The sequence below is a fragment of the Variovorax davisae genome (assembly GCF_030316845.1).
GTDB lineage: Bacteria > Pseudomonadota > Gammaproteobacteria > Burkholderiales > Burkholderiaceae_C > Variovorax > Variovorax davisae.
The window spans coordinates 16,122-29,100 of the sequence record NZ_JASZYS010000010.1 but is presented as its reverse complement, the minus strand read 5'-3'; the positions used below and the strand labels follow the sequence as shown (position 1 = coordinate 29,100).

Genomic DNA, 12,979 nt, shown 5'->3' with positions numbered 1-12,979 from the left:
GAAACGCGGAGCTGTCAGGGGATTCGGTTATTATCCCGCCTTTGCCGCAACCCCCGCGAACGCGCCGGCATTTGCCGCAAAAACGTTTCAAACCACCCGTCACACGACCAAAAATAAGGCGACGGCATGCCGGTGCGCATGCCGTGCCCCAGAGGATTCCACAATGTTTGGAGCTTTTCGTCGGTATTTTTCTACCGACCTGGCGATCGACCTCGGCACCGCCAACACCCTCATCTTCGCCCGCAACAAGGGCATCGTGCTCGACGAACCCTCGGTCGTCGCCATCCGCCATGAAGGCGGCCCGCACGGCAAGAAGGTGATCCAGGCCGTGGGCCGCGAGGCCAAGGCGATGCTCGGCAAGGTGCCCGGCAACATCGAGGCCATCCGCCCGATGAAGGACGGCGTGATCGCCGATTTCGTCATCACCGAGCAGATGATCAAGCAGTTCATCAAGATGGTGCACCCGCGCTCGCTGCTCACGCCGAGCCCGCGGATCATCATCTGCGTGCCCTGCGGCTCGACCCAGGTCGAGCGCCGCGCCATCAAGGACGCGGCCGAAGCCGCCGGCGCCACCTCGGTCTATCTCATCGAAGAACCCATGGCGGCCGCCATCGGCGCCGGCCTGCCGGTGTCGGAGGCCAGCGGCTCGATGGTGGTCGACATCGGCGGCGGCACCACCGAAGTGGGCGTGATCTCGCTCGGCGGCATGGTCTACAAGGGCAGCGTGCGCGTCGGCGGCGACCGCTTCGACGAGGCCATCATCAACTACATCCGCCGCAACTACGGCATGCTGATCGGCGAGCCGACGGCCGAAGTCATCAAGAAGAACATCGGTTCGGCCTTCCCGGGCTCCGAAGTCAAGGAGATGGAAGTCAAGGGCCGCAACCTCAGCGAAGGCGTGCCGCGCAGCTTCACGATCAGCAGCAACGAAGTGCTGGAAGCCCTGACCGATCCGCTCAACAACATCGTCTCCGCGGTCAAGAACGCGCTCGAGCAGACGCCGCCCGAACTGGGCGCCGACATCGCCGAGCGCGGCATGATGCTGACCGGCGGCGGCGCCCTGCTGCGCGACCTCGACCGCCTGCTGGCCGAGGAAACCGGCCTGCCGGTGCTGGTGGCCGAAGACCCGTTGACCTGCGTGGTGCGCGGCTGCGGCATCGCCCTCGAGCGCATGGACCGCCTAGGAAGCATCTTCACCAGCGAGTGAAGGTCCGGCGGAGCCGGATCCGCCACAACCCCTTTCCACCCCTACAAACAGCGCAGCTCTCGTGGCATAACGCGTCATGCCGCTCGGCACTCTGGACCGCACCGCACCGCCCCTCTTCAACCAGGGGCCGTCGGCGCTGAGCAAGCTGATCTTCTTCAGCGCGCTGGCGCTGTTCCTGATGGTGGCCGACGCCCGCTTCCACCTCGTGCAGCCGATCCGGCTGGCGATCGGCACGGTGCTGTATCCGGTGCAGTGGCTGGCGCTCAAGCCGGTGCAGCTGGTGGTCGGCGGCGGCCGCTACCTCGAAGACCTGCAGACCGCCCAGGGCCACGAGGCCGACGCCCGCAAGGCGCTCGCGCTGCAGTCCGAGCGCGCCAGCCAGGCCGACACCCTGGCCCAGGAGAACGCCCGGCTGCGCTCGCTGCTCGAACTGCGCCAGGTGACGCAGACCCCGGGCCGGGCGGCCGAGGTGCTGTATGACGCCGCCGACCCCTACACCCGCAAGCTGGTGATCGACCAGGGCCTCATGAACGGCATCGCGGCCGGCTCGCCGGTGATCGACGAGCACGGCGTGCTGGGCCAGGTGACGCAGGTGCAGCCGTTCTCCAGCGAGATCACGCTGGTGATCGACCGCGACCTCGCGATCCCGGTGCAGAACGTGCGCACCGGCGCCCGCAGCGTGGCCTTCGGTGACGCCAGCGCCCATGGCGGCGGGCTCGAACTGCGCTTCATGCAGGCCAATTCGGATGTCCAGGAAGGCGACGTGCTGACCACCAGCGGCGTCGACGGCGTCTACCCGCCGGGCCTGCCGGTGGCGAAGATCGATCGCATCGAGCGCCGCGCCGACTCGGCCTTCGCACGCATCCATTGCGAGCCGCTGGCCAAGGTCACGGCCGCCCGCTACGTGCTGGTGCTGGCGCCCACGGGGGCCCAGTCGGTGCCGAAGCCCACGCCGGCCAACACGCCCTCGGCGGTCGCCGCCAAGAAGAAGGCCGACAAGGCCGACGCCAAGGCGGATGCCAAGGCGGACGCCAAGGCCGCCAGGAAGACCGACAAGAAGGAAGCAGGTCCGCGATGATCATGCGCCCCGGCCAACAGCAGCTCCTGCTGCCCGTCAGCCCGCTGTTCATGTGGACCAGCCTGGTCGTCGCGCTGCTGGTCAACATGGTGCCGATCGGCCGCGCCGCCTGGACGCCCGACCTGCTGGCGCTGGTGATCGTCTTCTGGAGCGTGCACCAGCCGGCGCGCATCGGCATCGGCGCGGCCTTCGTGTTCGGCCTGCTGATGGACGTGCACCAGGCCGCCATGCTCGGCCAGCATGCGCTGTCCTACACCACCCTCGGCTTCCTGGCGACCATGATCCACCGGCGCCTGCTGTGGTTCCCGCTGGTCTCGCAGGCCCTGCAGGTGCTGCCGCTGTTCGCGCTGTCGCACCTGATCGAACTGGCGATCCGGATGATCGGCGGCGGCGCCTTTCCCGGTTGGTCGCTGCTGGTGGCGCCGGCGCTGGAAGCGGCCCTGTGGCCGCTGGTCAGCCTGGTTCTTTTGGCGCCGCAGCGCCGAACGCCGGAACCCGACGCCAACAGACCACTCTGACAGCCTGCCCGGCGGTCCGCAGCCCATTGCCTGCGGCCGTCCTGCGGCCTAAGCTCCAAATCCCAATGACCGAGATCCGCAACGTTGCCGCCGACCTCTCCCGCTTCAGGCGGCGGGTGTTCGTGATCGGCGCGGTCGTGCTGGTCTGCTTCGGGCTGCTGTGCGCCCGGCTGGGCTACCTCCAGGTGGTGCGGCACGAAGACCTCGCCGAGCAGGCCGAGAGCAACCGCACCGCGATCGTGCCGGTGGTGCCGAACCGCGGCCTGATCCTGGACCGCAACGGCATCACGCTGGCGTCCAACTACTCGGCCTACACGCTCGAGATCACGCCGTCCAAGGCCGGCAACCTCGAGGACACGATCGACGCCCTGACCGAAGTGCTCGAGATCTCGCCGCGCGACCGCCGGCGCTTCAAGCGGCTGCGCGAAGACTCGCGCAGCTTCGACTCGGTGCCGATCCGCACCCGCCTGAGCGACGAGGAAGTGGCCCGCTTCGCGGCCCAGCGCTACCGTTTCCCGGGCGTCGAGATCAAGGCCCGGCTGTTCCGCAACTACCCCCACGGCGAGCTCGCCAGCCACGTGCTGGGCTACATCGGCCGCATCAACCAGGCCGAGAAGACGGCCATGGAAGACTGGGAGGACGAGGACCTCGCCAACTACAAGGGCACCGAGTACATCGGCAAGCTCGGCATCGAGCAGAGCTACGAGAAGACGCTGCACGGCCAGACCGGCGTCGAGCAGATGGAAACCTCGGCCGGCGGCCGCGCGGTGCGCCGGCTGGCGGCCCATCCGGCGACGCCCGGCAACACGGTCATGCTGTCGCTCGACATCAAGCTGCAGAAGCTGATCGAGGACATGTACGGCGAGCGCCGCGGCGCGCTGGTCGCCTTCGATCCCAAGACCGGCGAGATCCTGGCCTTCGTGAGCAAGCCGACCTTCGATCCCAACCTGTTCGTCGAGGGCATCGATGTCGAGAGCTGGAAGGAGCTCAGCGAATCGCTCGACAAGCCGCTGCTCAACCGGGCGCTGCGCGGCACCTACCCGCCGGGCTCGACCTACAAGCCCTTCATGGCATTGGCGGCGCTGCAGACCGGCAAGCGCGGCCCCAGCGTGCTGGTCAACGACCCGGGCTACTTCAATTTCGGCGGCCACCGCTTCGGCAGCCCCGAGGGCAACATCGGCAACGTCGACATGCGCCGCTCGATCCAGCTGTCGAGCAACATCTACTACTACTCGCTGGCCAACGAGATGGGCGTGGACCTGATCCACGACGCGATGAAGCCGCTGGGCTTCGGCCAGATCACCGGCATCGACATCGGCGGCGAGGTGCGGGGCGTGCTGCCGAGCACCGAGTGGAAACGCAATGCCTACCGCCGGCCCGAGCAGCGCAAGTGGTATGCCGGCGAGACCATTTCGCTCGGCATCGGCCAGGGCTACAACGCCTTCACGATGCTGCAGTTGGCGCAGGCCACGGCGATCGTGGCCGACGGCGGCATCAAGCACAAGCCGCACCTGGTGCTCGGCATTCGCGACACCGTCACGGGCGAGGTCAAGCCGGTCGAGCAGCCGCCGGCCATCAACCTCGGCTACCGGGCGGCCGACGTCGCGGTGATCCGCGAGGGCCTGACCGCGGTCGTGACCGGCGGCACCGCGCGCGGCGTGTTCGCCGGCGCCGCCTACCAGGCGGCCGGCAAGACCGGGACCGCGCAGGCCGTGACGCAGGCACAAAACACCAAGTACAACGCCAAGGCACTCGAGGAGCACCAGCGCGACCACGCCCTGTTCATGGCCTTCGCGCCGGTCAACGACCCGAAGATCGCGGTCGCCCTGATCGTCGAGAACGCTGGCTGGGGCGCCGGCGCAGCGGCCCCGATCGCGCGCCGGGTGTTCGACTACTGGCTCATGAACCAGTACCCGAGCGAGGCCGACATGGCCGCGATCCAGATCGGCAAGGCGACCGCCCCGATCGGCAAGCCGCGGGTGGCCAGCGAAGTCGCCTGGCCGCCCGCCGGCAGCGCCACTCAGGCGGCGGCCGCACCCTGAACTTCAGCGCAGGAAGGCGTCGTAGGCTGTCTTCAGGATCAAGGCCGCGACGACGCCGATGAAGACCTTGCGCACGAAGGTGGCGCCATGCTTGATGGCGACCCGGGCCCCGATCACGCTGCCGGCCACGTTGGCCACCGCCATCGTCAGCCCCAGCTGCCACAGCACATGGCCCTTGAGCCCGAGCAGCAGCAGCGCGCCCAGATTGGTCATGACGTTGAGCAGCTTGGCCGAGCCGGCCGCGTTGAGGAAGTCGTAGCCCAGCCAGCGCACGAACAGGAAGACGAAGAAGCTGCCGGTGCCGGGCCCGAAGAAGCCGTCGTAGATGCCGAGCAGGGCGCCGATGGTGGCGGTGGCGAGCAGTTCGGCGCGGCCGCTGAAGCGCGGCGCATGGTGCACGCCCATGTCCTTGCGGGCCAGCGTGTAGACCAGCAGCGCGACCAGGATCACCGGCAGCAGCTTGCGCAGGAACTCGCCCGGCACCACCGTCACGGCCCAGGCCCCGGCCAGCGAGCCCGCGAAGGCCAGCACCCCGGCCGGCAGCAGGTTGCGCCAGCGCAGGCCGACCCGGCGGTGGAACTGCGCCGCGGCCGCGGCCGTGCCCCAGACCGAGGCGCTCTTGTTGGTGCCCAGCAGGGTGGCCGGGGCGGTGCCCGGCAGCACGCTGAACAGCGCCGGCACCAGGATCAGGCCGCCGCCGCCGACGATGGAATCGATGAAACCCGCGAACAGCGAGGCGAGGGACAGCACCAGAGTTTCCATGCGGGCCGGATTGTCTCATTCCGGCTTGCTATCCATTTGATAGCGCTACCGCGGCGCCACCGCTTGCCGATCGCCCAAAGAAAAGGCGCCGACCAGCGGCGCCTTGTCAAAAAAACGGCATCTCGTGCGGATGCCTTGTGTGATCTTTTTCTGGTTCTCCGAAAGATTGTCTCCTCGGTCCCCCGCGCTGCGGGCTGGCCCGTTTGCGAGTACCGATACTTTAATTCGGCGCACCGTGGCAGTGCATCGGGGATTACCCGCCAACAGAAACCAATTGATACACCGCCAAGTCACACCGCGTCTTCGCGCAGCCAGCCGGCCGCCTTCTCGGCCATCATCAACGTCGGGCTGTTGGTGTTGCCGCTGGTGATCGTCGGCATGGCGCCGGCGTCGACCACCCGCAGCCCCTGGATGCCGCGCACCCGCAGCCGTGAATCGAGCACCGCCATCGGGTCGCCGTCGGCGCCCATCTTCGTGGTGCCCACCGGATGGAAGATGGTGGTCGCGATGTCGCCAGCCAGCCGCGCCAGCTCTTCGTCGCTCTGGTATTGCACCCCCGGCTTCCATTCCTCGGGGGCGTATTTCGCCAGCGCCGGCTGGGCCGCGATGCGGCGCGTGACGCGCAGCGAATCGGCCGCCACCTTGCGGTCTTCGTCGGTGCTCAGGTAGTTGGGCGCGATCGCCGGTGCATCGCTGAACTTGCCGCTCTTGATGCGCACCGTGCCGCGGCTGGTCGGGTTCAGGTTGCAGACGCTGGCGGTGAAGGCCGGGAAGCTGTGCAGCGGCTCGCCGAAGGCGTCGAGCGACAGCGGCTGCACGTGGTACTCGAGGTTCGGCCATTCCAGCTCGGGCGAGCTGCGCGTGAAGGCGCCGAGCTGCGAGGGCGCCATGCTCATCGGGCCGCTGCGCTTGAACAGGTACTCCATGCCGATCTTCGCCTTGCCGTAGAGCGAGGAGGCCAGCACATTGAGGGTCGGCGCGTCCTTGATCTTGTAGACCGCGCGGATCTGCAGGTGGTCCTGCAGGTTGGCGCCGACGCCCGGCAGGTCGGCGACCACTTCGATGCCGTGCTGGCGCAGCAGCGCGGCCGGGCCGATGCCCGAGAGCTGCAGCAGCTGCGGCGAGCCGATGCTGCCGGCGCACAGCAGCACCTCGCGCGTGGCGTGCGCCGTGACCATCTCGTGGCCGTCCCAGACCTGCACGCCGGTGCAGCGCCGGCTGCCGTCGGCCTGGGTCTCGACGATCAGCTTCGTCACGTGGGCGTTGACCCACATCTCGAAGTTGGGCCGGCCGTAGCAGGTCGGCCGCAGGAAGGCCTTGGCCGTGTTCCAGCGCCAGCCGTCCTTCTGGTTGACCTGGAAGTAGCCCACGCCCTCGTTGCTGCCGCGGTTGAAGTCGCTGCTGTGCGGAATGCCGGCTTCCTGCGCCGCCTGCGCGAAGGCGTCGAGGATGTCCCAGCGCAGGCGCTGCTTCTCGACCCGCCACTCGCCGCCGGCGCCGTGCATCTCGTCGGCGCCGAGGTAGTAGTCCTCGTGCTGCCGGAAGGCGGGCAGCACGTTGTTCCAGCGCCAGGTGTCGTCGCCGGTGAGCGCGGCCCACTGCTCGTAGTCGCGCGACTGGCCGCGCATGTAGATCATGCCGTTGATGCTCGAGCAGCCGCCCAGCGTCTTGCCGCGCGGGTAGCGCAGCGTGCGGCCGTTCAGCCCGGCATCGGGCTCGGTGCTGTAGAGCCAGTCGGTGCGCGGATTGCCGATGCAGTAGAGGTAGCCCACCGGGATGTGGATCCAGTGGTAGTCGTCCTTGCGCCCGGCCTCGATCAGCAGGGTGCGCTGCTGCTTGCTGCGGGTCAGGCGGTTGCACATCAGTGCGCCGGCGGTGCCGCCGCCGATCACGATGTAGTCGAAAGTGGTGTCGCTCATTCGGGTCTTGCTTGTCTCTTGTCGTTATGGGAGAGCCGGCCACCGCCGGCGGGGGGCGCGGCCTACTTCGCGGTCGGCATCACGAACTCGGCCCCCTTGGGCGTGCTCTCCGGCCAGCGCTGCATGATCGACTTCTGCTTGGTGTAGAAGCGCACGCCTTCCTCGCCGTAGGCGTGCATGTCGCCGAACAGGCTCTTCTTCCAGCCGCCGAAGCCGTGCCAGGCCATCGGCACCGGGATCGGCACGTTGATGCCCACCATGCCGACCTGGATGCGCCGGCTGAACTCGCGCGCCACGTTGCCGTCGCGCGTGAAGCAGGACACGCCGTTGCCGAACTCGTGGGCGTTGATCAGGTCCACCGCTTCCTTGAGGTCGTGCACCCGCACGCAGGACAGCACCGGGCCGAAGATCTCTTCCTTGTAGATCCGCATCTCGGGCGTGACGTGGTCGAACAGCGTGCCGCCCATCCAGAAGCCCTCGCCGCAGCCTTCGCCGGCGGCGCTGGCGTCGAAGCCGCGGCCGTCCACCACCAGCTGGGCGCCTTCCTGCTCGCCCTGGGCGATGTAGCCCGTGATGCGCTCGTGCGCCGCACGGGTGACGATCGGGCCCATCTCGGCGGCCAGGTTGGTGCCGTTGAGCACCTTGAGCGTCTTCGCCCGCTCGGTCAGCAACGGCATCACGCGGTCGGCCACGTCGCCCACCAGCACCGCCACCGAGATCGCCATGCAGCGCTCGCCGGCCGAGCCGTAGCCGGAGCCGATCAGGGCGTCGACCGTCTGCTCGATGTCGGCGTCGGGCATCACGACCATGTGGTTCTTGGCGCCGCCCAGGGCCTGCACCCGCTTGCCGTGGCGCGCGCCCGTCTCGTAGATGTAGTTGGCGATCGGCGTCGAGCCCACGAAGCTGATGGCCTTGACGTCGGGATGCTCCAGCAGCGCGTCGACCGCCTCCTTGTCGCCCTGCACGACATTGAAGACGCCGTCGGGCAGGCCGGCCTCCTTGAGCAGCTCGGCCATGCGCAGCGAGGGGCTCGGGTCGGTCGGGCTGGGCTTGAGCACGAAGGTGTTGCCGGCGGCGATCGCCACCGGGAACATCCACATCGGCACCATCACCGGGAAATTGAAGGGCGTGATGCCGGCCACCACGCCGAGCGGCTGGCGCAGGGTCCAGTTGTCGATGCCGGTGGACACCTGGTCGGTGAAGTCGCCCTTGAGCAGCTGCGGGATGCCGCAGGCGAACTCGACGATGTCGATGCCGCGGGTGACCTCGCCCTGGGCGTCGGTGAAGACCTTGCCGTGCTCGGCGGTGATCAGGTGGGCCAGCTCGTCCTTGTGGCGGTTGAGCAGCTCGAGGAACTTGAACATCACGCGGGCGCGGCGGATCGGCGGCGTGTCGGCCCAGGCCGGGAAGGCGGCCTGGGCGGCGGCCACCGCGGCATCGACGTCGGCCCGGTTGGCCAGCGCGACGCTGCCGGTGGCGGCCCCGGTCGCCGGGTTGAAGACATCCTGGGTGCGCGCGGACCGGGGGGCCGCGATGCGGCCGCCGACGAAGTGGTGGATCGGGGTCTTGCTCATCTGCATGGCGTTCTCCTGCCGGCGCCGCCGGCGAGTGGGGGAAGGAAAAGGGGAATTCGGCGGCCATCGGGCCCAGCCTTCGATTGTGGCAAAGCGCCGGGGGTTGCGCGAAACGCCTACGCGCAGGGGCGGAAATCCGGAGTCGGGGCGTGGACGCACCCGGTTACGATGCTGCGTTCTTCAAGTTCGCTCTACGTCTGCCGCCCCCCATGCCGACCGATTCGCCGATGCCCGCCGAAGCGCAAGAAGCGCAGGGCGCGCAACCGCGCGTCGACGAACGCGAACAGGCGGGCGGGCGCTGGGCGGTCGCCAGCGGCCGGTGGACCGTGCTGGCGATGTCGTCGATGCCGGCCTGGACCACGCTGTCGGACAGCCTGAAAGGCGTGCCGGCGCAGCAGGGCCAAGCCTGGGACCTGCGGCCGATCGAGCAGCTCGACCACATCGGCGCCCAGCTGTTGTGGAACCACTGGGGCCAGGCCTGGCCGGCGCGGCTCGAAATGGATTCGCAGCACAAGGCGGTGCTGGACCAGGTCGCGCTCTACACCTGCAGCGCGCCGGTCGACCCCGGGGTGACGCTGGCCGAACGCTTCAGGCACTTCGCCCACAACGGGTCGCGCATGATGTTCGTGGCGCGTGATTTCCTCGGCCTCATCGGCCAGCTGGTGCTCGACGTCGGCAAGCTGCTGCGTGCGCCGCTGCGCGGCCCGTGGCGCGACTTCTCGGGCCAGATCTACCAGTTCGGCACCACGGCGCTGCCGATCACCGCGCTGGTCGGCCTGCTGATCGGCGTGGTGCTGGCCTACCTGACTTCGCAGCAGCTGCGCCAGTACGGTGCCGAGACCTTCATCGTCAACATCCTCGGGCTGTCGCTGATCCGCGAACTCGGCCCGGTGCTGGCGGCGGTGCTGATCGCCGGCCGCTCGGGCTCGGCCATCACGGCGCAGATCGGCGTCATGCGGGTCACCGAGGAACTCGACGCGATGCGCGTGATGGGCATCCCGCACGGTTTCCGGCTGGTGATGCCGCGGGTGCTGGCGCTGGCCATCACGATGCCCTTGATCAGCATGTGGACCTCGATGGCGGCGCTGTTCGGCGGCATGATCGCGGCCGACCTGGCGCTGGATATCTCGCCGGCCTACTTCCTGTCGGCGCTGCCGCGCGCGGTGCCGATGTCGAACCTGTACCTCGCCCTGTCCAAGTCGGCGGTGTTCGGCATCCTGATCGCGCTGATCGGCTGCTATTTCGGCATGAAGGTGAAGCCCAACACCGAGAGCCTGGGCCGCGGCACCACCTCGTCGGTGGTGACCTCGATCACGGTGGTGATCCTGGTCGACGCGCTGTTCGCCGTGCTGTTCAAGGGCGTGGGGTTGCGCTGATGACCTTTGTCATTCCTCCTGATGCCGAGCGCGTGGTCGAGATCCGCAAGCTGTGGACCGTCTTCAGGTCGCCCGACGGCGACCAGGTGGTGCATCGCGACCTCGACCTGACGATCGTGCGCGGCGAGGTGCTGTCGCTGGTCGGCGGCTCGGGCACCGGCAAGACCGTGCTGCTGCGCCAGATCCTCGGGCTCGAGCATCCGACGAAGGGCGAGGTCACCGTGCTCGGCCACCCGCCCACGCGGCTGAGCGCGATGGGCGCCGCCAATGTCGGCATGCTGTTCCAGCACGGAGCGCTGTTCTCGGCCTTCAGCGTGCTCGACAACATCGCCTTTCCGCTGCGCGAACTCAAGCTGCTGCCCGACGACCTCATCCGCGATGCCGCGCTGGTGAAGCTGCAGATGGTCGGCCTGAGTCCGCAGCAGGCCACCAAGAGCCCGTCCGACCTGTCGGGCGGCATGATCAAGCGGGTGGCGCTGGCGCGCGCGCTGATCATGGACCCGCCCCTGCTGCTGCTCGACGAGCCCACCGCCGGGCTGGACCCCGAGAGCGCCGACGGCTTCTGCGACCTGCTGCGCGGGCTGCACCGCGAACTCGGCCTCACGGTGGTGATGATCACGCACGACCTCGACACCCTGTTCGACCTCAGCAGCCGGATCGCCGTGCTGGCCGACCAGAAGGTGATCGTCTCCGGGACCACGCGCGACGTGATCGCCTATCCGCATCCGTTCATCCACGAGTACTTCCTCGGTGGCCGCGGCCAGCGCGCCATGGAAGCACTGCACGAAGGGGCGGCCAGCCGGCCGGCCCCGTTGTCTGAAAGGTAGCCGCCATGGAAAACAAGTCCCATGCCATCGCCGCCGGGGCCTTCGTGCTCGGCCTGGTCGCCGTGCTCGTCGCGCTGGTGGTCTGGCTCACGCGCGACGACACGGTGCGCAACGTGTACGAGCTGTCCACCCGCGACGCGGTCAGCGGCCTGCAGCCGCAGGCCATGGTGCGCTACCGCGGCATCGCCGTCGGCCGGGTCAGCTCGATCGACTTCGATCCGAAGGTCAAGGGCAACGTGCGGGTGCGCATCTCGGTCGACGAGCGGGTGCCGCTCACCACCTCGACCTTCGCGACCCTGAGCTACCAGGGCGTCACCGGGCTGGCCTTCATCGCGCTCGACGACAAGGGCGAATCGCAGGTCTCGCTGCAGCCCGACAACGCCAATCCGCCGCGCATCCCGCTCAAGCCCTCGCTGCTGGCCCAACTGCAGGACCGTGGCGAGGTCATCATCGGCCGCGTCGAAGAGGTCACCAAGAAGGTCAACCTGCTGCTCGGCGAAGACAACCAGCAGCGCATCGCCGACGCGCTCGAGAACATCGCGGCCGCCGCGACCAGCGCCAACCAGCTCACCAAGTCGCTCGACAACACGGTCAAGACCGGGCTGAACCCGGCGCTCAAGGCGCTGCCGCCGCTGGTCGACCGCACCCGCGACACCATGGTCGCGGTCAAGGGCGCGGCCGGCGACATCTCGCGGGTCGCCAACAATTTCAACGCGACAGCGACCCGCCTGAATGCCAAGGACGGCCCGATCGAGCGCCTCGGCGACGGCACCAAGGCCCTGGCGCAGGCCGTCGATTCGTTCAACAACGCCACCCTGCCGCGCGTGAACCGGGTCGCCGACGACACCTCGCGCGCGGTGCGCCGCCTCGGCCGCGCCGCCGACGGCATCAGCGACAACCCGCAATCGCTGCTGTTCGGCAACGGCGGCGTGGTGGCCGGTCCGGGCGAGCCCGGCTTTTCGGCGCCGGCGGCGTCCGCCCGTCCGTGAAGGTCCCTTCCATGACGTCCATGACCCTGAAGAACCCCCTGGCCGGCCTCTTGGCGGCGCTCTGCCTGGCCGGCTGCGGCGCGCTGCCCGACAAGCCCGCGCGCTCCGCGCTCTACGATTTCGGGCCCGGCCCGGCGGCACCGGCCGCGCCTGCGGCGAGCGCCGCCGGGCCGGCGCCGCGCGCGCTGCCGATGATCGCGCTGGCCGAGATCGACGCCAATTCGCGGCTCGACGGCACCCAGCTCCTGTACCGCCTGGGCTATGCCGACTCGAACGAACTGCGGCCCTACGGCCAGTCGCGCTGGAGCCAGCCGCCGGCGCAGTTGCTGCGCCAGCGCCTGCGCGAGGGGCTCTCGGCCGGCCACACGGTGCTCGGCCCCGAGGAGAGCGCCACCATCGCCCGCTCCGAGGGCCGCCTGCCCGACGCCCTGCGGGTGACGCTGGAGGAGTTCAGCCAGTACTTCGAATCGCCCGAGCGCAGCGTCGGCCTGGTCCGCGTCAGCGCCACCCTGACCCGCAACCAGCCGAGCGGCGACCGGGTGCTGGCCCAGCGCAGCTTCACCGCCCGCAAGCCGGCCCCGACCGCCGACGGTCCCGGCGGCGTCAAGGCGCTGGCCGCGGCCAGCGATGCGGTGGTGGCCGAGCTGGTGGCCTGGGTCGACCAGGCGCGCTGACACCCGCGCCGTC

General features: G+C 69.1%; 11 protein-coding genes. 8 read left to right on the top strand and 3 right to left on the bottom strand.

Annotation, left to right across the window (positions count from 1 at the left end; genetic code table 11):
* Positions 1-163 precede the first annotated feature (163 nt).
* From QTI33_RS21970 to mrdA, 4 genes are all read left to right on the top strand, one after another.
* The gene (locus tag QTI33_RS21970; protein WP_077002382.1) at positions 164-1,207 is read left to right on the top strand and encodes a rod shape-determining protein; all 1,044 of its coding nucleotides are present in this window, start codon (positions 164-166) and stop codon (positions 1,205-1,207) included.
* 76 nt (positions 1,208-1,283) lie between these two features.
* A complete protein-coding gene (gene mreC / locus QTI33_RS21965) occupies positions 1,284-2,285 on the top strand; it encodes a rod shape-determining protein MreC (protein ID WP_286508400.1) in 1,002 nt (333 codons plus the stop codon).
* Positions 2,282-2,803, top strand: a complete 522-nt coding sequence (mreD, locus tag QTI33_RS21960; protein ID WP_286508399.1) for a rod shape-determining protein MreD — start codon at positions 2,282-2,284, stop codon at positions 2,801-2,803. The genes mreC and mreD overlap by 4 nt, the downstream gene beginning before the upstream one ends.
* 65 nt (positions 2,804-2,868) lie before the next feature.
* Positions 2,869-4,845 (top strand): penicillin-binding protein 2, encoded by a 1,977-nt coding sequence (mrdA, locus tag QTI33_RS21955; protein WP_286508398.1) that lies wholly within the window; start codon positions 2,869-2,871, stop codon positions 4,843-4,845.
* Positions 4,846-4,848: 3 nt separating this feature from the next.
* Here mrdA and QTI33_RS21950 read toward each other — a convergent pair whose 3' ends face one another.
* The 3 genes from QTI33_RS21950 to QTI33_RS21940 all read right to left on the bottom strand — a co-directional run bounded on the left by QTI33_RS21950 (position 4,849) and on the right by QTI33_RS21940 (position 9,100).
* Positions 4,849-5,607: a sulfite exporter TauE/SafE family protein gene (locus tag QTI33_RS21950; RefSeq protein ID WP_286508397.1), complete on the bottom strand. Its 759-nt coding sequence runs from the start codon at positions 5,605-5,607 to the stop codon at positions 4,849-4,851.
* Between the two features lie 290 nt (positions 5,608-5,897).
* A complete protein-coding gene (locus QTI33_RS21945) occupies positions 5,898-7,526 on the bottom strand; it encodes a GMC family oxidoreductase (protein WP_286508396.1) in 1,629 nt (542 codons plus the stop codon).
* Positions 7,527-7,588: 62 nt separating this feature from the next.
* Positions 7,589-9,100 (bottom strand): CoA-acylating methylmalonate-semialdehyde dehydrogenase, encoded by a 1,512-nt coding sequence (locus QTI33_RS21940; protein WP_286508708.1) that lies wholly within the window; start codon positions 9,098-9,100, stop codon positions 7,589-7,591.
* Positions 9,101-9,309: 209 nt separating this feature from the next.
* Between QTI33_RS21940 and QTI33_RS21935 the strand changes: the two genes are divergently transcribed.
* From QTI33_RS21935 to QTI33_RS21920, 4 genes are read left to right on the top strand one after another with little or no spacing between them, the layout of a single operon-like run.
* Positions 9,310-10,476, top strand: a complete 1,167-nt coding sequence (locus tag QTI33_RS21935) for an MlaE family ABC transporter permease (protein ID WP_286508395.1) — start codon at positions 9,310-9,312, stop codon at positions 10,474-10,476.
* Complete coding sequence (locus QTI33_RS21930; protein WP_286508394.1) at positions 10,476-11,303, top strand: ABC transporter ATP-binding protein; 828 nt, start codon at positions 10,476-10,478, stop codon at positions 11,301-11,303. The genes QTI33_RS21935 and QTI33_RS21930 overlap by 1 nt, the downstream gene beginning before the upstream one ends.
* A 5-nt stretch (positions 11,304-11,308) precedes the next feature.
* Positions 11,309-12,292 carry an MlaD family protein gene (locus QTI33_RS21925; protein ID WP_286508393.1) on the top strand — a complete coding sequence of 328 codons (984 nt, stop codon included), beginning with the start codon at positions 11,309-11,311 and terminating at the stop codon, positions 12,290-12,292.
* Positions 12,293-12,303: 11 nt separating this feature from the next.
* Complete coding sequence (locus QTI33_RS21920) at positions 12,304-12,966, top strand: ABC-type transport auxiliary lipoprotein family protein (protein ID WP_286508392.1); 663 nt, start codon at positions 12,304-12,306, stop codon at positions 12,964-12,966.
* Positions 12,967-12,979 lie beyond the last annotated feature (13 nt).

Coding starts and splice junctions, on each gene's coding strand:
- QTI33_RS21970 (WP_077002382.1), top strand. CDS start 164: ATGTTTGGAGCTTTTCGTCGGTATTTTTCTACCGACCTGGCGATCGAC.
- mreC (WP_286508400.1), top strand. CDS start 1,284: ATGCCGCTCGGCACTCTGGACCGCACCGCACCGCCCCTCTTCAACCAG.
- mreD (WP_286508399.1), top strand. CDS start 2,282: ATGATCATGCGCCCCGGCCAACAGCAGCTCCTGCTGCCCGTCAGCCCG.
- mrdA (WP_286508398.1), top strand. CDS start 2,869: ATGACCGAGATCCGCAACGTTGCCGCCGACCTCTCCCGCTTCAGGCGG.
- QTI33_RS21950 (WP_286508397.1), bottom strand. CDS start 5,607: ATGGAAACTCTGGTGCTGTCCCTCGCCTCGCTGTTCGCGGGTTTCATC.
- QTI33_RS21945 (WP_286508396.1), bottom strand. CDS start 7,526: ATGAGCGACACCACTTTCGACTACATCGTGATCGGCGGCGGCACCGCC.
- QTI33_RS21940 (WP_286508708.1), bottom strand. CDS start 9,100: ATGAGCAAGACCCCGATCCACCACTTCGTCGGCGGCCGCATCGCGGCC.
- QTI33_RS21935 (WP_286508395.1), top strand. CDS start 9,310: ATGCCGACCGATTCGCCGATGCCCGCCGAAGCGCAAGAAGCGCAGGGC.
- QTI33_RS21930 (WP_286508394.1), top strand. CDS start 10,476: ATGACCTTTGTCATTCCTCCTGATGCCGAGCGCGTGGTCGAGATCCGC.
- QTI33_RS21925 (WP_286508393.1), top strand. CDS start 11,309: ATGGAAAACAAGTCCCATGCCATCGCCGCCGGGGCCTTCGTGCTCGGC.
- QTI33_RS21920 (WP_286508392.1), top strand. CDS start 12,304: ATGACGTCCATGACCCTGAAGAACCCCCTGGCCGGCCTCTTGGCGGCG.